This is a genomic window from Streptomyces sp. TP-A0356 (genome assembly GCF_001417775.1).
Lineage (GTDB): Bacteria > Actinomycetota > Actinomycetes > Streptomycetales > Streptomycetaceae > Streptomyces.
In genome coordinates this window covers 468,555-488,966 of the sequence record NZ_BBZJ01000013.1, presented here as the reverse complement: position 1 = coordinate 488,966, position 20,412 = coordinate 468,555, and the positions used below count along the sequence as shown (strand labels likewise).

The 20,412-nt window shown below is 70.8% G+C and carries 21 protein-coding genes; 16 read left to right on the top strand and 5 right to left on the bottom strand.

Annotated features, from left to right (window positions below; all coding sequences use genetic code 11):
- Positions 1-4 precede the first annotated feature (4 nt).
- On the top strand, positions 5-667 hold the full coding sequence (locus ASC56_RS05455) for a DsbA family protein (RefSeq protein WP_055490027.1): 663 nt from the start codon (positions 5-7) through the stop codon (positions 665-667).
- A gap of 39 nt (positions 668-706) precedes the next feature.
- On the opposite strand, the gene ASC56_RS05450 is transcribed toward ASC56_RS05455, so the two are convergent.
- The 3 genes from ASC56_RS05450 to ASC56_RS05440 all read right to left on the bottom strand — a co-directional run bounded on the left by ASC56_RS05450 (position 707) and on the right by ASC56_RS05440 (position 3,427).
- Positions 707-937 carry a hypothetical protein gene (locus tag ASC56_RS05450; protein WP_055490026.1) on the bottom strand — a complete coding sequence of 77 codons (231 nt, stop codon included), beginning with the start codon at positions 935-937 and terminating at the stop codon, positions 707-709.
- 289 nt (positions 938-1,226) lie between these two features.
- Complete coding sequence (locus ASC56_RS05445) at positions 1,227-1,868, bottom strand: superoxide dismutase (RefSeq protein ID WP_055490025.1); 642 nt, start codon at positions 1,866-1,868, stop codon at positions 1,227-1,229.
- Between the two features lie 182 nt (positions 1,869-2,050).
- On the bottom strand, positions 2,051-3,427 hold the full coding sequence (locus ASC56_RS05440) for an amino acid permease (RefSeq protein ID WP_055490024.1): 1,377 nt from the start codon (positions 3,425-3,427) through the stop codon (positions 2,051-2,053).
- Between the two features lie 469 nt (positions 3,428-3,896).
- Here ASC56_RS05440 and ASC56_RS05435 point away from each other — a divergent pair, with 469 nt between their 5' ends.
- Positions 3,897-4,475 carry a biotin transporter BioY gene (locus ASC56_RS05435; protein WP_055490023.1) on the top strand — a complete coding sequence of 193 codons (579 nt, stop codon included), beginning with the start codon at positions 3,897-3,899 and terminating at the stop codon, positions 4,473-4,475.
- Between the two features lie 346 nt (positions 4,476-4,821).
- On the opposite strand, the gene ASC56_RS05430 is transcribed toward ASC56_RS05435, so the two are convergent.
- Positions 4,822-6,303: an amino acid permease gene (locus tag ASC56_RS05430; RefSeq protein ID WP_055490022.1), complete on the bottom strand. Its 1,482-nt coding sequence runs from the start codon at positions 6,301-6,303 to the stop codon at positions 4,822-4,824.
- Positions 6,304-6,575: 272 nt separating this feature from the next.
- Here ASC56_RS05430 and ASC56_RS05425 point away from each other — a divergent pair, with 272 nt between their 5' ends.
- Both ASC56_RS05425 and ASC56_RS05420 read left to right on the top strand, forming a co-directional pair.
- Positions 6,576-7,061 carry a ribose-5-phosphate isomerase gene (locus ASC56_RS05425; RefSeq protein ID WP_055490021.1) on the top strand — a complete coding sequence of 162 codons (486 nt, stop codon included), beginning with the start codon at positions 6,576-6,578 and terminating at the stop codon, positions 7,059-7,061.
- Positions 7,062-7,348: 287 nt separating this feature from the next.
- On the top strand, positions 7,349-8,278 hold the full coding sequence (locus ASC56_RS05420) for an Fpg/Nei family DNA glycosylase (RefSeq protein WP_079102300.1): 930 nt from the start codon (positions 7,349-7,351) through the stop codon (positions 8,276-8,278).
- Here ASC56_RS05420 and ASC56_RS05415 read toward each other — a convergent pair.
- On the bottom strand, positions 8,166-9,395 hold the full coding sequence (locus tag ASC56_RS05415; RefSeq protein WP_055490020.1) for a GNAT family N-acetyltransferase: 1,230 nt from the start codon (positions 9,393-9,395) through the stop codon (positions 8,166-8,168). The genes ASC56_RS05420 and ASC56_RS05415 overlap by 113 nt on opposite strands.
- Positions 9,396-9,544: 149 nt before the next feature.
- On the opposite strand from ASC56_RS05415, the gene ASC56_RS05410 reads away from it, so the two are divergent.
- From ASC56_RS05410 to ASC56_RS05355, 12 genes are all read left to right on the top strand, one after another.
- Positions 9,545-10,723, top strand: a complete 1,179-nt coding sequence (locus tag ASC56_RS05410) for a PP2C family protein-serine/threonine phosphatase (RefSeq protein WP_055490019.1) — start codon at positions 9,545-9,547, stop codon at positions 10,721-10,723.
- A gap of 202 nt (positions 10,724-10,925) precedes the next feature.
- Positions 10,926-11,252 carry a hypothetical protein gene (locus ASC56_RS05405; RefSeq protein WP_055490018.1) on the top strand — a complete coding sequence of 109 codons (327 nt, stop codon included), beginning with the start codon at positions 10,926-10,928 and terminating at the stop codon, positions 11,250-11,252.
- Positions 11,253-11,427: 175 nt separating this feature from the next.
- Positions 11,428-11,742, top strand: a complete 315-nt coding sequence (locus ASC56_RS05400) for a pore-forming ESAT-6 family protein (protein WP_055490186.1) — start codon at positions 11,428-11,430, stop codon at positions 11,740-11,742.
- A gap of 42 nt (positions 11,743-11,784) precedes the next feature.
- Positions 11,785-12,174, top strand: a complete 390-nt coding sequence (locus ASC56_RS05395; protein WP_055490017.1) for a DUF6507 family protein — start codon at positions 11,785-11,787, stop codon at positions 12,172-12,174.
- Positions 12,171-14,756, top strand: coding sequence for an ADP-ribosyltransferase (locus tag ASC56_RS05390; RefSeq protein WP_055490016.1), 2,586 nt, complete (start codon positions 12,171-12,173; stop codon positions 14,754-14,756). The genes ASC56_RS05395 and ASC56_RS05390 overlap by 4 nt, the downstream gene beginning before the upstream one ends.
- 100 nt (positions 14,757-14,856) lie before the next feature.
- Positions 14,857-15,261, top strand: a complete 405-nt coding sequence (locus ASC56_RS05385) for a hypothetical protein (RefSeq protein WP_055490185.1) — start codon at positions 14,857-14,859, stop codon at positions 15,259-15,261.
- Entirely contained in the window at positions 15,254-16,399 is a 1,146-nt protein-coding gene (locus tag ASC56_RS05380; RefSeq protein WP_055490015.1) for a DUF6508 domain-containing protein, read from the top strand. Before ASC56_RS05385 ends, ASC56_RS05380 begins: the two co-directional genes overlap by 8 nt.
- Positions 16,400-16,459: 60 nt before the next feature.
- Positions 16,460-16,828, top strand: a complete 369-nt coding sequence (locus ASC56_RS05375) for a hypothetical protein (RefSeq protein ID WP_055490014.1) — start codon at positions 16,460-16,462, stop codon at positions 16,826-16,828.
- Between the two features lie 97 nt (positions 16,829-16,925).
- Positions 16,926-17,378, top strand: coding sequence for an HD domain-containing protein (locus ASC56_RS05370; RefSeq protein ID WP_055490013.1), 453 nt, complete (start codon positions 16,926-16,928; stop codon positions 17,376-17,378).
- 50 nt (positions 17,379-17,428) lie between these two features.
- Positions 17,429-17,731 (top strand): hypothetical protein, encoded by a 303-nt coding sequence (locus ASC56_RS05365; RefSeq protein ID WP_055490012.1) that lies wholly within the window; start codon positions 17,429-17,431, stop codon positions 17,729-17,731.
- 76 nt (positions 17,732-17,807) lie between these two features.
- Positions 17,808-19,163, top strand: a complete 1,356-nt coding sequence (gene eccD / locus ASC56_RS05360; RefSeq protein ID WP_055490011.1) for a type VII secretion integral membrane protein EccD — start codon at positions 17,808-17,810, stop codon at positions 19,161-19,163.
- A 46-nt stretch (positions 19,164-19,209) separates the two neighbouring features.
- Positions 19,210-20,406, top strand: a complete 1,197-nt coding sequence (locus tag ASC56_RS05355) for a MinD/ParA family protein (protein ID WP_055490010.1) — start codon at positions 19,210-19,212, stop codon at positions 20,404-20,406.
- Positions 20,407-20,412: the final 6 nt, after the last annotated feature.

Below are 20,412 nucleotides of genomic sequence, written 5' to 3'. Positions count from 1 at the left end.
AGCCATGTCCGAGACCGTGACCGCTTCCGGCAAGACCCCCGTCGACTTCTGGTTCGACCCGCTGTGCCCCTGGGCCTGGATGACCTCTCGCTGGGTCCTGGAGGTGGAGAAGGTCCGGGACATCGAGGTCCGCTGGCACATCATGAGCCTGGCCGTCCTCAACGAGGACAAGCTGGACCAGCTGCCGGAGGAGTACCGGGAGATGCTCGCGACCAAGGCGTGGAAGCCGGTGCGCGTGGTGACCGCGGCATGGCAGAAGCACGGCGCGGACGTGCTGGGCCCGCTGTACACCGCGCTCGGTACCCGTTTCCACAACCAGGGCGAGGGTCCGACGGCCGAGGCCATCGCGGCGGCGCTGGAGGAGGTCGGTCTCCCGGCCGACCTGATCGACTACGCCGACCAGGAGAACTTCGAGTTCGACGCCGAGCTGCGTGCCTCGCACAAGGAGGGCATCGAGAAGGTCGGCCAGGAGGTGGGCACGCCGGTGATCGCGGTCCCGGGCGCCGACGGTGAGCAGATCGCCTTCTTCGGCCCGGTGGTCACCCCGGCCCCCAAGGGCGAGGAGGCCGCGAAGCTGTGGGACGGCACCCTGGCGGTCGCCTCGGTACCGGGCTTCTACGAGATCAAGCGCACCCGCACGAAGGGCCCGGACTTCAGCAACCTGTAGGACCGACCGCGGTGGGGCTCCCGCCGGAGGGGTGTGGTCCTACACCCCCTCCGGCAGGGTGGCCCCCAGGCTCCAGTGGTCCTTCCGCTGAACCCGGCGGCAGCCCGGGCGCGCGCAGCGGTGGAAGTCCTTCGCGACGAAGAGCCGGCCCTCCAGGTGCGGCCTGAGGACCTCCTCGGCCGCCGCCTTCTCCGCGTCCGACCCCAGCTCCCGGAAGTCCTGCATGGTGTCGCCGCAGTTGGGGCACCGCCGATATGCCCGGTATGTCACGAGAGCCTCCTCCGGGGACGGCCGCGGCCGCCGGACGCCGCGGTCCGGTGAGCGTAGGCGCGCCCGGCGCCCGGCGGCAGCGCGGAACCGGTTCCACCACCCGTTCGGGGGGCGGAATGGGCCCGGCCGCGGGCGCCCGTGGCCGGCCCTGGTCGGTGTTTCGCCCCACCGTGCCCCGCACATGACGGGGCGGCCCCCGCGAGTCACGTCCTCGCGGGGGCCGCCTCTTCTTCCGCCTGCCCCGTGAAAGGTGAGAAGACGATCACGAGCAGGACGCTTCGGGCCGTCCTCAGGGAGCGAGCAGCAGCACGTCGGCGCGGGACCTGGCCGCCTCGTGACGCCGTGCCACGTCCTGCCAGTCGACCACCTGCCACATCGCCTCGATGAAGTCCACCTTCTGGTTCCTGTACTGCAGGTAGAAGGCGTGCTCCCAGGCGTCGAAGACGAGGATCGGGGTGGCGGCCTGGCCGACGTTGCCCTGGTGGTCGTAGACCTGCTCGACGATCAGCCGGCCGCTGAGCGGCTCGTACGCGAGGACGCCCCAGCCGGAGCCCTGCGTGGTCGCGGCGGCCTTGGACAGCTGCGCCTTGAAGTGGGCGAAGGAGCCGAACGACTCGGCGATGGCGTCCGCCAGCTCGCCCACGCCGTCCTTCTCCAGCGGTTCGCCGCCGCCGTCACCGGACATGTTCTGCCAGTAGATCGAGTGCAGGATGTGGCCGGACAGGTGGAACGCCAGGTTCTTCTCCAGGCCGTTGATCGACCCCCACTGCTCCTTGTCCCGTGCCTCGGCGAGCTGCTCCAGGCTGTCGTTGGCGCCCTTCACATACGCCGCGTGGTGCTTGTCGTGGTGCAGCTCGATGATCTCGGGGCTGATCACGGGGGCGAGCGCGGAGTAGTCGTAGGGCAGGTCGGGCAGCGTGTAGACGGGCATGGCGGGTCCCCTCCGAACCTCTTATTGCAAAGAGCTTGCAACTACACGCTAGCAACAAAAGGGCCCGCGCAGGCAACAGCGAGGCCCGTGCGGGCCATTCGCAGGCAACAGCGAGGCCCCGCGGGCAACAAGAAGGCCCTCACGTGTGGCACGTGAGGGCCTTCGCGGGTGGGGGCGGCGGGTCAGCTCCTGGCCCGGCGCCGCTGCCAGACGTATCCGACCGCCGCCAGGAACAGGGTCATCCCGCCGGTCGAGTACAGCTGCACGCGGGTGTCCGGCTGCCGCGCCATCAACACGAAGATCGTCGCCATGCCCGCCAGCGCGACCCACGTCAGCACCGGGAACGCCCACATCCGCACGACCAGCTTCTCGGGCGTCTCCCGCTCCAGGCGGCGGCGCAGACGCAGCTGCGAGACCGCGATGAAGATCCAGACGACCAGGATCACCGCGCCGATCATGTTCAGCAGCCAGGGGAAGACGTCGTTCGGCCGCCAGTGGCTCAGCAGCACGCACACGAAGCCGAACACACAGGAGGTGAGCACGGCGATCCGCGGGACACCGCCGGAGACCCTGGCCAGGACCTTCGGACCCTGGCCGCGCTCCACCAGCGAGTACGCGATGCGCGAGGAGCCGTAGATGTTGGCGTTCATCGCCGACAGCAGCGCGACCAGCACGACGACGTTCATCAACTGGCCCGCGCCCGGGATACCGAGGTGGTCGAGGGCGGCCACGTACGGACCCTTCTCCACGACCTCCTTGGAGTTCCACGGGACCAGGGTGACGATCACCGCCATGGAGCCGATGTAGAAGAGCGCGATGCGCCACATCGCCGTACGGACCGCGCTCGCCACACCCCTGACCGGGTTCTCCGACTCGGCCGCCGCGATGGTGACGGTCTCCAGGCCGCCGTACGCGAAGACCGACGCGAGCAGGCCGATGACGAGGCCCTCGCCGCCGTGGGGGAGGAAATGGGTGAGGTTGCTCGTCCCCGGGGAGTGGGTGCCGGGCAGGACGCCCGCGACGGCCAGCACGCCGAGCACCAGGAACAGGGAGATCGCGCCCACCTTGAGCGCGGCGAACCAGAACTCGAACTCGCCGAAGTTCTTCACCGCGGCCAGGTTCGCGCCGCAGAAGACCACCATGAACAGCGCCACCCACGCCCACTCGGGAGTGCCCGGCAGCCAGCCGGTGACGATCTTGGCGGCGCCGATGCCCTCCAGGCCCACGGCGGTGCACAGCAGCACCCAGAAGGACCAGCCCGCGGCGAAGCCCGCCCACGGGCCGATCGCCCGCTCGGCGTGCGCGGAGAACGAGCCCGACGACGGGTAGGCGGCCGACATCTCGCCGAGCATCCGCATCACCAGCATCACGAGGATGCCGGAGAGGGCGTAGGCGACGACGATCGAGGGCCCGGCGGCGGCGATACCCGCGCCGGAACCGACGAACAGGCCCGCGCCGATCACGCCACCGAGGGCGATCATCGACAGGTGGCGCTGCTTCAGGCCGTGGGAGAGGGAGACGTCCGCCGCGGGCGGGGTCTCGACGTGGGTGCTGGGCATGGGCGCGGCTCGTCCAGTCCGTCGGATGGGTAAAACGCCCACAGTCTGGGCGGACTCTCCGCTCAGAGGGAGAGAGTGCCCACTATCCGGACGCCATCCGTACGGAGGGTGAAGGGTCGATCACGCTGCGACTCGCGCGTGGGTGCGGCGTCTCCCTCGATCGAGCAGCTCTCCCTGCCCACGACGCCGACCGGGATGTCACCGGTGACGGTCACCCCGTGCAGACGGCGTCCCACCTCAAGCCCGGTTGGCGAAACCCTACAGTCGTCGCCGGACGGGGATCCGTATCGGTGAAGCCTCCACCTCAGTGACCGGTATCACGCCGCATCAGGTGTAACACGCATCTTTTGTGCAGGGCCCACCAAGCCGTCGATCCAGCCTTTGTCGAGCGCTGACGGTGATCGGCTCGCGGCGCCTGGGATAGCGTCACCGTGTCCCGAACCGTCCCCACCGCCGGAGTGAGTCCCTCATGAGCACCGCTACCGCCACCACCCGCCCCGGCGAGGTCCTCGCCGACCTGCTCCCCGCCTCCCGCGTCCGCGACATCGCCCTCGTGGCCGGCGGCGCCGCGCTCACCGGCCTCGCCGCGCAGCTCTCGGTGCCGGTGCCGGGCTCCCCGCTGCCGGTGACCGGACAGACCTTCGCCGTGCTGCTCGTGGGCACGTCCCTCGGCGCCGGCCGCGGCTTCCTCTCGCTCGCCCTCTACGCGCTGGCCGGCATCGCCGGTGTGCCGTGGTTCGCGGGTGCCACCTCGGGCGCCACTGCGCCCTCCTTCGGCTACATCCTCGGCATGCTCCTCGCGGCCACCGTCGTGGGCGCCCTGGCCCGCCGCGGCGCCGACCGCTCCGTGCTGCGCACGGCCGGCGCGATGCTGCTCGGCGAGGCGATCATCTACGCGGTCGGCGTCCCGTACCTGGCCGCCGCCACCGGGATGTCCGCGACCGCCGCGATCGCGGCCGGGCTCACCCCGTTCCTGATCGGCGACGCCCTGAAGGCGGCCCTGGCGATGGGCCTGCTGCCCACCGCCTGGAAGCTCGTCAGGAAGTGACGCCGTAGTTCCTGCGGAAGAGGCTCGCCGGGTCAGCCCGGCGAGCCTCTCTCGCGTCCCCGCGTCGTACAGCCCCTCAGCGCGGTCCCCCGCCCCGCACGCGAAGCCGGGCGCCCGCCCGATCGTCCACGGCGCCACCTCGGCGAACGCCTGGTCCAGCACCGCCCGCGCGGTCTCGCGCCCGCCCCTCGTCAGCAGGCGCGGCAGGAACCGCCCTTCGCGGTGCGGTACGGAGTCGGGGGCCTCCTTCGCCGGCGCCACGCCCGGATGATCGGCCCGCGTGCGCCAAGCGGAAGGGCCCCGCGGCCGTATGCCACGGGGCCCCTCACTCCTGCTGGTGCGGTGGTCAGGCGCGGATCTCCGCCCGTGCCTCCTCCGCCTCCGCGACCGGCTCGGCGGACCCGGCACCGGTCAGCTTCTGCTTCACCACGGCGATCACCACGACGACCGCGGCGACGAGCAGCGACAGCAGCACGGTCGTCCGGCCGCTGCTCTCCCCCTGGGTGTCGGTGAGCATGTAGCCGAGGACGAACACGATCAGCGCGGCCGTCGCCCACGTCAGATACGGGTACAGCCACATCTTCACGACCAGCTTCTCCGGCGCCTCGCGCTGGATGATCTTCCGCATCCGCAGCTGCGAGAAGCAGATCACCAGCCAGACGAACAGGGCGACCGCACCGCTGGAGTTGACCAGGAAGAGGAAGACCGAGTTCGGGTACTTGTAGTTGAAGAAGACGGCCAGGAAGCCGAAGAGGACGGAGACGACGATCGCCGCCATCGGCACACCACGGCTGGTCGTCCGCGCGAATGCCTTCGGGGCGTCGCCCCGCTTGCCGAGCGAGAAGGCCATGCGGGAGGCCGTGTAGAGCCCGGAGTTCAGACAGGACAGCACCGAGGTCAGCACGATGAAGTTCATGATCTCACCGGCGTGCGCGATGCCGAGGGAGTCGAGGGCGGCGACGTACGAGCCCTTGTCCTTGATCGACGGGTCGTTCCACGGCAGCAGGGAGACGACCACGAGGATCGAGCCCAGGTAGAAGACGCCGATGCGCCAGATGATGCTGTTGGTGGACTTGGTCACGGCCCGCTGCGGGTCCTCGGACTCGCCGGCCGCCAGCGTGGCGATCTCGCTGCCCATGAAGGAGAAGACGACCAGCAGCACACCGGTGAGGATGGCGCCGGGGCCGTGGGGCAGGAAGCCGCCGTGGGCGGTGAGGTTGCCCAGGCCCGCCTTGTCGCTGTGGACGCCCGGCAGCACCCCGAAGACGGCGAGCCCGCCGACGACGATGAAGGCGCCGATCGCCACGACCTTGATGCCCGCGAACCAGAACTCGAACTCGCCGTAGGAACCGACGGAGACCAGGTTGGTCGCGGTCAGCACGATCATCACGATCAGAGCCCAGCCCCACTGGGGCACGGCCGGGATCCAGCCCTGGAGGATCTTGGCGCCCGCGGTGGCCTCCACGGCGAGCACGACCACCCAGAAGAACCAGTACAGCCAGCCGATCGAGAAGCCGGCCCAGCGGCCGAGTGCACGGTCCGCGTGGGCCGAGAAGGAGCCCGAGGTGGGGTTCGCGGCGGACATCTCGCCCAGCATGCGCATCACCAGCACCACGAGCGTGCCGACGAGGGCGTAGGAGAGCAGGATGCCGGGGCCGGCGGTCGCGATGCCGGAGCTGGAACCGACGAAGAGGCCGGCTCCGATGACGCCACCGATGGCGATCATCGACAGATGACGGTTCTTGAGTCCGGCCTGGAGGCTGCCGCCGGGTTCTCCGGCGTGCCCCGGGTCGTTACCGGCCTTGGTGGGGGTCGGCTGCGAGGTCATGAGGGATATTTCCTTTGAGCCGGGTGTACGGAATGTGGGGGACACACGTACGTACGGATGATGTGGGTCCCGTACCGCCGGATCACACGGAGTACGGGGGCTCGTACGAGCGGTGTACGAGTCGGTCCAGTGAATCCGAGGCGAAGAAATTCGGGAACCTTTGAATCCGGATTGTTACTTGAGGTTTTCTTGAGCTTCTATGGTGTAAGTCACATCTTTCCTGGTCGGAACCCGACGAAGCCGATCCGCAACCGCCGTGTCACACTCGGACCATGCGCGTGTATCTCGGCTCCGACCATGCCGGCTTCGAACTGAAGAACCACCTCGTCGAGTGGCTCAAGTCCGCCGGCCACGAGCCCGTCGACTGCGGGCCGCACATCTACGACGCCCAGGACGACTACCCCCCGTTCTGTCTCCGCGCCGCGGAGCGTACGGCGGCGGACACCGACTCCCTCGGCATCGTGATCGGCGGTTCGGGCAACGGGGAGCAGATCGCCGCGAACAAGGTGAAGGGCGTGCGGGCGGCCCTCGCGTGGAGCGAGGAGACGGCGTCGCTGGGCCGGCAGCACAACAACGCGAACGTCGTCGCCGTGGGTGCGCGGATGCACACGTTGGAGGAGGCGACGAAGTTCGTGGAGACGTTCCTGAACACGCCGTTCTCGGGCGAGGAGCGCCACGTCCGGCGCATCGAGATGCTGTCGCACTACGAGACGACGGGCGAACTGCCCCCGATCCCGGCCCACCACCCGCAGAGCTGAGCCAGGTCCGGGTCCAGGTCCGGGTCCGGGTCCGGGTCCGGAGCGGACCAGGAGCCGAGCCACCACGCTGCCACCGGCGGGCGCAGCACCCACCCGGCGGGCGGGTGCGATGACCCCGCGGGGGCGCGGCCCCCGATGCAGGGACGCAGTCCCCGCCCGGGCTCCGGGGCGATGCCCCCAAGCGGCCCAGGGGCGAGCCCCCGTGGGGCCCGCGGGCCGGGAGCGTCCGGGATGGCAGGGCTGAGTTCCGAGCAGGGCTGTGATGTCGATCGGGAGGTAGGGGGAGCGTGCCTGAGGGGCACACCATTCACCGGCTGGCCAAGGACTACGCCGCGCGGTTCGCCGGCGGCGCCGTCACCGTCCGCAGCCCCCAGGGCAAGTTCGCCGACGCCGCCGCCCTCCTCGACGGCGCCGAGCTGCGCACCGCCGACGCGCACGGCAAGCACCTCTTCCTGGGCTTCCGCGAAAGCGACTGGGTGCACATCCACCTCGGCCTCTTCGGCAAGGTCACGTTCGGCGACGCCCCCGCGCCCCCGCCCACCGACACGGTCCGCCTCCGCCTCGCGAATGCGACCTCGTACGTCGATCTCCGCGGCCCCACCACCTGCGCGCTCGTCACGGACGAGGAGAAGGCCGCCCTGCACGGCCGCCTGGGCCCCGACCCGCTCCGCGACGACGCCGACCCCGCTGTCGCGTACCGGCGCGTCTCCCGCAGCCGTACGACCGTCGCCGCGCTGCTCATGGACCAGAAGATCATCGCGGGCGTCGGCAACGTCTACCGCGCCGAGGTCCTCTTCCGGCACGGCATCGACCCCTACCGGCCCGGCAGGGACATCACCCCTGCCGAGTGGGACGCCATCTGGGCCGACCTTGTCGCCCTGATGCGCGAGGGCGTCCGCAACAACCGCATCGACACCGTCCGCCCCGAACACACCCCCGAGGCCATGGGCCGCTCGCCGCGGGTCGACGACCACGGCGGCGAGGTGTACGTGTACCGCAGGGCGAACCTGCCCTGCCACATCTGTGGCGGCGAGATCCGCACCGCCGATCTCGCCGCCCGCAACCTCTTCTGGTGCCCCGGCTGCCAGAAGCCTCGGCCGCCCGTCAGAACCCGTGCGGCAGCCACGGCGCCACCGCCGAGCCGAACGCGAGCGACGCCTCCGCCAGCGCGCCCCGCCTCAGCTCCCGCACCCGCCCGGCGGCCGCCAGCGCCATGAGCGACACCCCGCCCAGATAGGCCGAACCCAACTCCCGTACGGACAGAGCGATATCGGCCGTATCCGGCGTAGGCACACAGGACGCTCCCTTCGCGTCCCCCGTCAGCCGCCAACGCCCCGCGTTCCAGGGGCAGAAGGTGTCCTCGACCTCGAACACCAGGTCCACCGGCGCCTGGTACGTCCGTGCCTCCAGCGCACCTGCGACGTCGACGAGCCGCAGGTACAGCGCATCCCGCAGCCGTGGTCGGCACCGCCGGATGTCGGAGACCAGGTGCTGCCAGGCGTCGTCGGCCGGCCGTCCGCGCACGATCAGTGTCGTCGTCAGGTCGATACCGAACAGGAAGCGCCACAACGCCGCGTCCGTCGCCGGGTCCAGTGCGGCCAGATCGGTCAGGCGCACCGTGCCGTTGTGACCGGTCACCCCCCAGTCGAGTTTGGTACGGAACCGTGCGTACCCCGTGATCCGGCCGTCCCGTTCGGCGACCACGCACTGCAGTGGCGACGCGCCGTCCCGCTCGCTCACGGGATCGAGTACTCCCAGCCGCTCCCAGCCGGGCTGCCGCGCCAGCATGCCCGGGCGGCCGGGCACCAACCGCGCGTACACCGCCTCGCAGGCGTCGAGGACGTCGCCGGGGGCCGCGTACCGCAGCCGTACCTCGTCCGTGCCGGCCGGGACGGACAGACGTACCCGGCTCGTGTCGATCTCGGCGCTGGTGTGGAAGGTCGCCGCGCCGTATCCGAACCTGCCGTAGATCTCGGGCTCCGACGCGGTCAGCACCGCCAGCGGCTCGCCCCCGGAGCGGATGTCGTCCAGCTGCCGGCGCATCATCGATGTCAGCACTCCGCGGCGGCGGTGCGTGGCCGCGACGCTCACCATCGTGATGCCCGCCGCGGGAACCGAGGCGCCGCCGGGGACGGTGAGGCGGAAGCCGAACGCGCCCGCCGTGCCCACGCACACCTCGCCGTCCCAAATGCCGAGCGAGCGGTCGAATTCCGTGAGTTCACGCCAGAGTCCTCGCTCTTCGGGTGATTCGTCCACGCCGCCGAAGGCCCGGATGAGGTTGGCGTACCAGCCGTCCCACTCGTCCTGTCGCAACACCCGCACGTCTGTGGTCATGAGCCATGCCTACCAGGGCAATGCGGGACGAGCGAGGGGATTTCTCCCCGGTTGCCCGAGCCGCTTTCCTGTGAAGTTCAGCGCTCGGACGGGGGACAAGTGGGACCTCCCGTGCCAAGCGGCTGGTCGGATGGATAGGGTCCCGAACAATGGCAGCAGGACGAGAGCGGCGCGCGGAAGCCGAAACGTTCACGGCCCGGTTGAAGAAGCAGTGGCACCGGGCCCGAACCGGCGTGCGCAGATCCGCCGTGGACTACTTCCGCGGGGACGGCTCGGACTGGGTGGCCCTGGCCGGTCTGCTGCTGACCGTACCGGTGATCGCCGCGACCACCCTGTTCGATCCCGTGTGGTGCTCGCCGGCCGTCCTCGTCCTGCCGATCGTGGCGGGCGGTCTGCTGCTGCGCCCCTCCAGCCTGCTCGGCCTGTACGCCGCTGCCGCCACCGCGCTGATCGTCGAGTCCGTGAAGCTCGGCCCGTACACCGAGGGGCCGTCGAGGGTCACGCCCGGCATCGTGCTCGTGGTCGCGGCCTGCGGGTTCTTCGGCCTGCTGATCGCACAGTTCCGCAGCCGGGTCGGGGTGCCGTGGCGGCGTGGCGGAACCATGCTCTTCGACCTGCGCGAACGCATCCGCGTGCAGAGCAAGTTGCCGAAGCTGCCGCTGGGCTGGCACCGCGAGATGGCGCTCAGACCGGCCGGCGGGCAGTCGTTCTCGGGTGACTTCGTGGTGGCGGCCCGGACGAACGGCGGCCGCACCCTGGAGGTCGTCCTGACCGATGTCTCCGGCAAGGGCATGGACGCCGGCTCGCGCGCCCTGCTGTTGTCCGGGGCGTTCGGCGGGCTGCTGGGATCGCTCCCACCACACGCGTTCCTGCCGGCGGCGAACGGCTATCTGCTGCGCCAGGACTGGGACGAGGGCTTCGCCACCTCCATCCACCTGGTCCTCGACCTGGAGTCGGGCGACTACGAACTGTATTCGGCCGGACACCCGCCGGGCCTGCAGCTCAGCGCGGGCAGCGGCCGCTGGGAGGAGAAGGCGGCGGAGGGCCCCCTCCTCGGGGTCTACGACGGCGCCCAGTTCGACCCGGTGAAGGGCTTGCTGCGTCCCGGCGACGTGCTGATGCTGTTCACGGACGGCCTGGTGGAGACGGCCGAACGCGACATCGTCGAGGGCATCGACCGCCTCACGGGCGAGGCGGACCGCTATGTGGCCGGCGGTTTCCACGGCGCGGCCTGGCACCTCATCGAGGCGGTGGCGAGGGACGTGAACGACGACCGGGCGCTGCTGCTGATCTGCCGCGAGGGCCCGACGGCCCAGGCGGCACGCTGACGGGTGCCGCGGTCGGCCGCGGGCGCCGGCTGCTGCTGCTGTGGAGGATGCCTGATATGCCCCCAGGGTTTGGTCATGGAATGTGACGGCTCTGTGAGCACCGAGCCCCCAGATTGCAGCGGCAATCGCTGAGTTGATAGAGATGACTTGGTATACGCCGGGTGCGGAGCGCGTACCGGCTGCTGAGAACGGGGAGGTCGCGATGAAGTTCGACATGGGGGCGCAGACCCTGTCGACGCTGATGAAGGACTCGCGTGGGTCGAGTAGCGATCTGGGGTCGCTGGTGCGTCAGTTGGCGCAGGCGGCGGAGCCGTTGGAGGGGAAGTTCCACGGTGCGGGCCGGGTGGCGTTCGATCAGTTCAAGGCGCGGGCGGACGGGATCGCGAAGGAGCTGAACGGTTCGCTGGCGGCGATCTTGGGCGGTCAGTCGGGGATGGAGTCGGCGTTCGGGTCGGGTGACCAGGAGCAGGGTGAGAACGCGCGGCGTCAGATGGGGGCGGCGAACTTCGACGGGGCGCGGTTCCGCTGAGCGTCGCTGTGTCCGGTGGCGGTGTGGGCCTCTCGGTGGGCCCTTCCGTGGTCGTGTCGGTGGGCCCCTCGGTGGTCGTGTCGGCGGACGCGTCGATGGTCGTGTCGATGGTCGTGTCCGTGGGTGTTTCGGTGGACGTTTCGGTGGATGTCTCTATTACGGGGAGTGGTGTGTGATGGCGGGTTCGGGTGCGGACCGTCGGTCGTATGACACGGGTGCGTCGGCGGATGTGCAGGGTCACATCCAGTCGGTGATCGGTCAGTTGGAGACGTTGATCGCGGAGCGTGACCGTCAGGTGAAGGCGGCGATGGCCGACTTCAGGGCCGATGGGGTGGCGGACGAGTACCACGGCAAGGAGCAGCGGTGGAAGAGTGCGTCGCAGGAGGTGAAGAGCATCATCGCGTTGCTGAAGTCGACGTTGGAGCTGAATGACTCGACGGCGCAGTCGACGCTGGCGAAGGCGAAGGCGGCGGTTCACAACATCGGCTGAGGGTTCGACGGTGGATCGACGGGGAACAGAGGGCGACGCGGGATGACCGGCTGGGATCTGAAGCCGCAGGGTATTTCGCATGTGTTGAGGACGACGGGTACGACGGCGTCGCACATCGAGGATCATGCGAAGGCGTTCGGGAAGCATCTGACGTCGGCGGCGAGTCATGCCGGCACCATTTCCGCGGAGGGTGGGGGCGGGGAGGGGTCCGGGAAGCAGCAGGGTGGTCTGGTGGCCCTTGCGCTCTCGCAGTACGCGGAGCATGCGACGAAGGATCTGCAGTTCATCGCGGCGCGTGCTGGTAAGTCGTTGCAGGGTGCGGTGGATGCGACGACGGCGTATCTGCGGGGAGATGAGCATATGGCGCGGGAGGCGCAGCGCAGGGCGCTGGCGGCGCCGCGGGTGGACATGCCGGGGGCGGGGCGGGCGTGATCAAGCCGGAGGAGATTCCGCAGTTCACGGGGAACCTGGCGGAGCTGGAGAAGGACTACGGTGATCTGAAGGCGGATGCGTCGCATCTGCGTTCCACGGGTCAGGATGTCCATTCTCAGTTCCAGGGCTTGTCGGCGTATTACAAGGCGCCGGAGGCGGAGTTGCTGTTCGCGACGACGAAGCCGGTGGCGGAGCGGGCGCATGGTTTCGCGGACGGTCTGGAGAAGGTGTCCTCGGCGCTGTCGTCGTATGCGGTCGAGGTCCGTCCTCTTGTCGAGAAGCTGAAGCAGCTGAAGGCCGACGCGACGACGTTCGTCAGCTCGGTGAAGGACGACAAGGACTGGGAGTACGACGAGGACAAGGTCCACCGGCACAACCAGATCCGGGACGAGATCACCGCGACGGTGGCGGCGTTCTGGGCGGCGGAGCGGACCTGCCACAACAAGATCACTGCGTTGTTCCATGGCACGCAGATGGTGGCGGGGGATGGTTCGGACCGTAAGGACCAGTACGGGTTCAACGCGGCGGACATGAAGAACGCGAAGCTTCCCTGGGGTGACCCGGTGGAGCAGAAGCACCACTGGTACGAGATCGGCCACTGGGTGAAGTCGTTCCTGTGGGACGGCATCGTCGTGGACGGTATCTGGGGGACGATCAAGGGCCTGGGCACGCTGGTGGGGTGCGATGGCTGGGCGGCGATGGGTCAGGCGTGGAAGGGGCTTGCGCAGCTGGCGACCGGTCTGACGATCTCCACGATCCCTGGCATGAACGCGTTGTTCTGGACGATGCCGGACAACATGATGCCGTCGTGGTTGCGTGAGTCGCGGAACACGATGAAGCAGACCGGCAAGGCGTTGGTGGCGTGGGACGAGTGGGGCAAGAATCCGGCTCGGGCCGCGGGCGCGGTCACCTTCAACGTGCTCACGACCGTGTTCACGGGTGGTGAGGGTGCGGCGGTGGCGGGCGCGGGCAAGGCGGGCGCGGTCGCGAAGGCGATCTCGTTGGCGGGCAAGGCGGGCCGGATCATCGACCCGATGACGTATGTCGGCAAGGGCGTGGGTGCGGGTCTGTCGAAGATCGGCGATGTCACCAAGGCGCTGAAGGGCATCGGCCACGTCGACATCCCCAAGCTGCCGGACGGCTCCGTGCATCTGCCGGACGGCCGCCTGCTGGACACGAACGGCAACCTCCTCGGGCACGACGGCACCATCGACAAGACGCCGGTGCCCCATGAGGTGGCCCCTGGGCTCCCCGCCCACTGGACGATCCCGAACCAGCCGCCGGTGCCCGCGGGGGTCACCCACGCGGCGGCGGACGGTGTGCACGGTGGAGTCGGGCACACGACGGACGGTGTGTACGGCGGCATGCCGCACACCTCGCACGGTGTGTACGGCGGGGTTCCGCACTCCGCGGGCGCCGACGTCCACAGCCCCGCCACGCATGCCCCGAGCGACGGTGTCCACGGCGGCATCCCGCACAGCACGAAGGACGCGGTCTCGGCGGGCGGTCACTCCGGCCCGACCCCCGCGTGGTACCACGAGACGACGGTCAGCCCCACGCACGACGTGCCGACCACGACGCACGAGGTGCCCGGCAACCCGCACGACGCCCCGACGACCACGCCGCACCCAGGCGGCCACGACACGCCGCCGGGCGGGCACGACGGGTCCGGGCACGACGGGTCCGGGCACGACGGGTCCGGGCACGACGGGTCCGGGCACGACGGGTCCGGGCACGACGGGTCCGGGCACGACCACCATGACGCGGGCCACGACGGCACGGGTCACGACGCCGCGCACGTCGGCGACCACGGGGGTGTCCCTCACGATCTGGCGGACACCGGCGCCCACCACGGCGCCGACACCCCGGCTGTCCCCGGCCAGCGCGGAACGGATGTGCCAGGGCATGGCGGGGCCGGGGAGCCGTTCGAGTACAAGCCGCACATGTCGGTGGACGACTTCAACCAGCTGGCCACCGACGCGGAGAAGCACGCGGTGGCCACAGCCGAACTGGAGCGCGGCACGAACCCCGCGCCCAGCGTGACCGACGAAGCGGGGCAGAACTACGGCGACGCGTACTGGAACGACTTCCTGGACCAGCTCGAGCCCTCCAAGAGGGAGGCGCTGCATACCTACAGCGGCTTCTACTACACGCAGATCAACGGCCACCTCCGGGGCAAATACCCCGACGTGTCCCCCAAGGTCCTGCACACCATCGACGAGATGAATCAGGTCATGGGCGCCCGCCCTGTGCCCGAGGACGTCATGGTCATCCGCGGCACTGGGATCGACCACCTCAACTTGAGGTCGCCACTCGAGATGCTGGGCAACACGTACGACGACCCCGCGTACACCTCCACGGCGCTCGGCAAGACGGTGCCCGGGCCCTTCAGGCACAAGCCGGTGTACATGCACTGGCGGGTGCCGAAGGGTACGCCTGCCCTCTGGATCGACCACATCTCCGCAAACCCCGGAGAACGGGAATTGCTCCTCGCCAGCGGTACGGAGTACAAGGTGACGCGCGTCTTCATGGACGAGGCGGGCAAGTGGCACGTCTACGGTGAGGTCCTGCCGAGGCCGTAGGGAACGGCCTCGGCGGACCTGGCCCGCCAGCAAAGTTGGAGGCCGGTCGTCGGCCGGACCGCCGTTGCGCATCAGGTAGAGCTAGAGGAATGTGGACTTCATGAGCAGTGAGCAGCCGATCAACCCGCGCTTCGACGACGACCTGATGTTCGTCGAGAAGCCGGGCGGTCCGCCGCGCTACCGGGACTGGACCGAGAAGCCGGTGCAGTACTTCACGGTGGTCGACAAGCAGAGCGGTGCGGTCCTCGGATACGTGTGGGCCGGCGACGAAGAGGAGGCTGCCGCGTGGGAACCGCGGCAGGCTGCCGGGCCCCGGGGGGTGAACGAGGGCATGTCCTGGATCAGTCGGCTGCGCAAAGCCAAGGAACGGGGCCTCCAGCCGTCCCAGGCTCTCGCCGAGTTGTACGGCGACCGGGAGCCGGGCGGCAACGGTCGGCCCCTGCCCGGCTCCCTGACCGACGCCCCGAACGCCGCCGCGGTCGAAGCCCTGGCCCAGGGTGACTGAACAGCCCCCCGTCAACCCGCATCTGGACGACGACATGTGGTTCAACCAGGTGTCGCCGGGACCGTCGCGTTACCAGGGCCGGACCGAGAAGCCGGTGCAGTACTTCGCGGTGGTCGGCAAGCGGGACGGCGTGGTTCTCGGGTACGTGTGGGCCGGGGACGAGGACGACGCCGCCGCATGGGAACCTCGGCAGGCCGCCGGCCCCCGGGCCTTGATGGAGGGTTCCGGCTGGTTCCACCGCCTGGAGGAGGCCAAGGGTCGGGGCATCCTGCCGTCCCAGGCCCTCGCGGAGCTGCTGGCCGACCCGGAGGGCAACAGAGGCCGGGCCCTGCCGGGCTCCCTCGCCGAGGCCCCGACCCTCGCCGTCGTGAAGGCCTTGGCCGGTCCGTACGGCCCTGTCCGCATGGTCCACCCCGTGCACTACGTCACCGTCAGCGCGCCCGATGGGGAAGTGATCGGGTACGTGTGGGGTGACGCCACCGCCGTCGGGTGGATTCAGCGGGCGGCGAGCAGCAGAAGTGCGTACCGGGCGGGGGCGGAGTGGGCCCGCAAGGCCGATGACGCGCGTCAGCGCGGCCTCGCCCCCGTCGCCGTCCTCACCGAACTCAGCCGCGAACCGTACGTCGGGCCCGTCACCGGTGCCCCCGGTACCGCCGCGATCCAGGAACTCGCCCGTACCGTCACCCCGGCCGACGACCGACGGCTCCTCGCCCAGCTCCGCCAGGACGACCACGCCGCCTGGCGGGAACTGGCCGACGCCGTCGAGGCCCTTACGGACGAGGACCGGAACATACAGTGGGGCGGGGGCCATAAACAGGCGAACGGTGTGTATCAGTGGCCGTACCCGATCTACAGCAAGCCCCTGTTGCGTGCCGTCACCGCGCTGTCGGGTGTCGGGGCCGTCACTCCCGAGCATCGGTGGACGGCCGGCGAGGTGCCTGAAGTTCCGCCCGGCGGGCGGATGCATCCCGCGGACGCCGTGCGCGCCGCGACCGCCGTCGTGATCGCGGAGCGGCCCTGTGAAGGGACCATCGCCGAGGCCGTGGAGATCGGGCTCTTCGACGCCGTGGCGGAGTCCCTTCGCGGCTGGTACGCGGCCGCCGGAACCGAGTTGGCGCCAGACCCTCCCCCGCGATAGACACAACCGCCCTACGGCACCCGATTCACCAGGAACCCCGTCCCCAGGAGCCCCCTCCCCATGACCACCCCACCGGGCAATCCCTACGCCCAGCAGGCCAACCCCGCCGCCCCGGCGGGCCAGTGGGCCGCTCCTCAGGGCCACGGCCCCTACCTCACCTGCCGGTTCTGCGGTTCCGCCCCCGCCGTCGACGTCACCTTCCGCGCCCACCGTGGGCTCCTCGTCCTCATGACGTTCCGGAAGCTGGAAGGGCCCATGTGCCATGGCTGCGGGATGCAGGTGTACAGGAAGCTGACCACGGAGACGCTCTGGCAGGGCTGGTGGAGCCCCCTCTCCCTGGTGCTGTTCACCCCGCTCACCCTGCTCTGGAACGTCGTCGCCAGTGCCAAGGTGAAGAAGCTCCAGGCCGCCGTGCCCGCCCCGTACTGACCCACCGTCCGTCCCACGCGTGCCCGGCCGCCCCCAGGGTGTACCGCCGGCTCTCGCATGCCTTATGTTGCACAGGCAAAGTTAGGGGGAGCATGTCATGCCGCTCATGAGCCCGGCCGAGGTCGAGGCCGTCGCGTGCGCCGCGCACGCCGCGCAGAAGGACAAGGCCGGGCGGCCGTACGAGGAGCATCTGCGGGCCGTCGCCGAAGGCGTACGCGCGCGCGGCGGCGGGGCCGAACTCGTCGCCGCCGCCTGGCTGCACGACTCGGTCGAGGACGGTGTGCTCAGCGAGGAGTGGCTGGAGGCCGCCCCCCTGTCGCAGGTGACCAAGGACGTCGTGCGGGCCGTCACCAAGCACCCCGGCGAGGAGCCCGCGGCGTACGCGCGGCGTATTCTCGCCACCCCGGGCGCCCGGCTCGTCAAGGCCGCCGACCTCGCGCACAACGCCGACCCGCACCGGCTCGCCACCCTCGACGCCCCCACCGCCGAGCGGCTCACCCGCAAGTACGCCACCATGCGGCAGTACCTCGGCCTCGGCGCGGATGAGTGACGTTCCGACCCCGGCGACGACGTACGACCACGAAGGCACAGGACGACTGAATGGCACGGGACTACGACAGCCAGCTGCTGGAGTCGGTGGCGGTGCGCCGCCGGCGGATGCGCGACGCGCTGCTGTTCGGCGCCCAGCGCGGCCGGCGCACGGTGGACGAGCGGCTCGGCAAGGTGTTCGCGGGTATCGCGATCGCCGCCGTGCTGTGCGCCGGATGCGTCGGCTGGTCCTTCCTCCAGGCCACCTTGGCCAAGCAGAAGGCCGAGCAGAAGAAGCAGCAACAGCAGCAGGAGCAGATGTACGACCCGTCGGGGAGCGCGTCCCGCACGCCCTCCGGCAGCCGCACGCCGTGAGCGTGTGGTGGGCCTGCACGGAACCCCCGTATGGAAGCCCCGATTCGGACAACATCACGATGATAGGTTCCCGTAAGTGGTGAGCACAGCAACGACTTCCCGGGCCCAGCTGAGCCGGGTCACCCTGGTCGGCGAGCGACGGCGAGCCGACATCGTCCTTCCGTCGGACACCCCGATCGGCCAACTGCTCCCTGACATCCTGCAGTTGCTCGACGACCGAACCGCCGTCCGCCCGATGACCCGGCAGCTGATCACCTCCGACGGCTCGGTGCTGCCCCATGACGCCACGCTGTCCTCCGCCGAGGTCGCCGACGGCGCCGTGCTCCGGCTCGTCCGGGCCCATGCCGCGCCGCCCGCGCCCGTGGTGCACGACGTCACGGACCAGGTCGCCGACGATCTCGATCTGCGCGCCTGGCGCTGGCGGCCCGGCGCCCGGCGGGTCACCGCCGGCGTGGCCACCTTCGCCTTCGCGGTGACCGCGGCCGTGCTCGCCCGGCGCGAGTTCGCCCTGGGGTCCCTCACGACCGGGCTCGTGGCCGCCACCGTCCTCTTCCTCGTGGCCGGGGCGGTCGTCGCCAAGGCCGGGGAGGGCAACCGTGGCCTGGCCACCGCACTCCTGCTCGCCTCCGGCGGCCTCGGGCCGCTCACCGCCTGGACCGCCGCCGACGCCTACGCCTGGCCGGCCACGGCCCGGCTCGCCGCTGTCGTGGCCGCGCTGGTGCTCACCCTCGTCCTGCTCGCGTTGTTCTCCCCGCTCGGCCGCGGTGGGCTCATCGGCGCCGGGACCACCGCCGCCATCGCCGTGGTGTGGGAGGCCGTGGCCGCCGTACAGGACCAACCCGCCCGGCTCGGCGCGGTGATGGCGGTGTTCTCCGTGGTGCTGCTCGGCCTGCTGCCCCGGTTCGCGCTGATGGCCTCCGGGCTCACCGGGCTCGACGACCGCAGGTCGGGAGGCGTCTCCGTCAGCCGGCACCAGGTCGGCAACGCGCTGGCGGCCACCCACCGCGGGCTCGCCCTCGCCACCGTCGTCACCTCCGCGTCGGCCGCCACCGGGGGATGGCTGCTGACCACCGCGCACCGGCCGACCGTATGGACCGTGACCCTCGCGTCGCTGGTCGCCGTCGTGCTGCTGTCCCGGGCCCGGGCCTTCCCGCTGGTCGCCGAGGTGATCGCGCTGTTCGCCGCCGCCGCGCTGCTCGTCGTACGCCTGGTGGTGCTGTGGATGGACCACTCCGCGGGCGCCGGGCCGCTCGCGGTGCTGTGCGCGGCCGCGGTGCTGCCCCTGCTCGTCCTGGCCGTACAGCCGCCGGAACATGTGCAGGTACGGCTGCGGCGGGTCGCCGACCTGATCGAGTCGATCGGCGTGATCGGGCTGTTCCCGCTCCTCGTCGGCGTCTTCGGCATCTACGGGCAGCTGCTCAACAAGTTCTGACATGGTGCTGCCGCTCCGGGCGGGGCGGACAGGAGAGAAGGGCGACATGCCGAACGGCGACAACTGGCAGAGCGACGTGCTGCGCGACCTGAGGGGCGCCTCCGGGCAGCCGGAGCCCCACTCCCAGCCGCAGGGCACCCCCACCCCCGCCGCCGGTGCCGGGCACCCACAGGGCGCACCCGCGCAGGGCCAGGCGCCCGGCCACCCCCGGCAGCCCGGGCCCGCGCAGGCATACGCCGGCCACCAGGGCGTACCGGCGCAGCCCCAGCAGGCGTACGCCCCCCAGCAGGCCCCCGCCCAGCACTCCGCCGCCCGGCCCCGCACCCCCGATTCCCGCCCGGTCGTGGACAAGCAGCTCGCCGGGGCCGGGCTCAAGCCCCGCCACGGCGAAGCGCTCACCGCCCGCGCCCTGCGCGCGGTGCGCCGTACCGTCTCCTCCTCCGCCGCCCGCGAGGTCGCCGGGGCCACCGCCACCGCCGAAGTGCTTCAGCAGGCCGTGACCACCGGCCGCCAGATCGCCGTCACCTCCATCCGCGGCGGAGCCGGGAAGACGACCGTCGCCGCGCTGCTCGGCACCACGTACGCGCACTACCGGCACGACCCGACGCTCCTCGTCGAGGCCGACCCGGCGCTCGGCTCGCTGCCGCTGCGGCTCGGCGCCGAGACGCTGCGGTGGACCACCGGCGACCTCGCGGGCATCGTGGAGCCGCAGATGTCGCTGCTCGACGTCACCGGCTACCTGGTCCAACTCCCCGACAACGCCTGGCTGTTGCCCGGCAGCCAGGGCCAGATCGGCGCGATGCTCGACACCAGGGCGTACGAGAAGGTCATGGTGCTCCTGCGCCGCTACTTCGGCGTGACCGTCGTGGACTGCGAGACCCTGCCCGCCGAGGTCGCCCGTGTCGCGCTGTCCGCCGCCCAGGCCCGGGTGCTGACGGCGCCCGCCACCCTGGAGGGCGTCTCCAGCACGTACGCCGTGCTGGAGTGGATGCGCGGACTGCCCCGGCACGTCATCGAGGGGACCGTCGTCACGCTGACCGAGATGGTCCCGCACACCGGGCTCGACGCCGCCAAGGCCGCCGAGACGCTGAAGGCGACCGGCGCCCGGGTCCACCTACTGCCCTACGACCGGCACCTGGCGGCGGGCGGCCCGATCCGCACCGAACTCCTCGCGCACGCCACCCGGCGGGCCGCCACCCGCCTGGCGGCGGAGGTCTTCCAGCTCTCCCAGAACCGCCGCTGAACCGGG

Excerpts from the sequence above, each read along its gene's own strand:
- ASC56_RS05455 (WP_055490027.1), top strand. The coding sequence starts at position 5 with ATGTCCGAGACCGTGACCGCTTCCGGCAAGACCCCCGTCGACTTCTGG.
- ASC56_RS05445 (WP_055490025.1), bottom strand. The coding sequence starts at position 1,868 with ATGCCCGTCTACACGCTGCCCGACCTGCCCTACGACTACTCCGCGCTC.
- ASC56_RS05440 (WP_055490024.1), bottom strand. The coding sequence starts at position 3,427 with ATGCCCAGCACCCACGTCGAGACCCCGCCCGCGGCGGACGTCTCCCTC.
- ASC56_RS05435 (WP_055490023.1), top strand. The coding sequence starts at position 3,897 with ATGAGCACCGCTACCGCCACCACCCGCCCCGGCGAGGTCCTCGCCGAC.
- ASC56_RS05430 (WP_055490022.1), bottom strand. The coding sequence starts at position 6,303 with ATGACCTCGCAGCCGACCCCCACCAAGGCCGGTAACGACCCGGGGCAC.
- ASC56_RS05425 (WP_055490021.1), top strand. The coding sequence starts at position 6,576 with ATGCGCGTGTATCTCGGCTCCGACCATGCCGGCTTCGAACTGAAGAAC.
- ASC56_RS05415 (WP_055490020.1), bottom strand. The coding sequence starts at position 9,395 with ATGACCACAGACGTGCGGGTGTTGCGACAGGACGAGTGGGACGGCTGG.
- ASC56_RS05410 (WP_055490019.1), top strand. The coding sequence starts at position 9,545 with ATGGCAGCAGGACGAGAGCGGCGCGCGGAAGCCGAAACGTTCACGGCC.
- ASC56_RS05405 (WP_055490018.1), top strand. The coding sequence starts at position 10,926 with ATGAAGTTCGACATGGGGGCGCAGACCCTGTCGACGCTGATGAAGGAC.
- ASC56_RS05400 (WP_055490186.1), top strand. The coding sequence starts at position 11,428 with ATGGCGGGTTCGGGTGCGGACCGTCGGTCGTATGACACGGGTGCGTCG.
- ASC56_RS05395 (WP_055490017.1), top strand. The coding sequence starts at position 11,785 with ATGACCGGCTGGGATCTGAAGCCGCAGGGTATTTCGCATGTGTTGAGG.
- ASC56_RS05385 (WP_055490185.1), top strand. The coding sequence starts at position 14,857 with ATGAGCAGTGAGCAGCCGATCAACCCGCGCTTCGACGACGACCTGATG.
- ASC56_RS05375 (WP_055490014.1), top strand. The coding sequence starts at position 16,460 with ATGACCACCCCACCGGGCAATCCCTACGCCCAGCAGGCCAACCCCGCC.
- ASC56_RS05370 (WP_055490013.1), top strand. The coding sequence starts at position 16,926 with ATGCCGCTCATGAGCCCGGCCGAGGTCGAGGCCGTCGCGTGCGCCGCG.
- ASC56_RS05365 (WP_055490012.1), top strand. The coding sequence starts at position 17,429 with ATGGCACGGGACTACGACAGCCAGCTGCTGGAGTCGGTGGCGGTGCGC.
- ASC56_RS05355 (WP_055490010.1), top strand. The coding sequence starts at position 19,210 with ATGCCGAACGGCGACAACTGGCAGAGCGACGTGCTGCGCGACCTGAGG.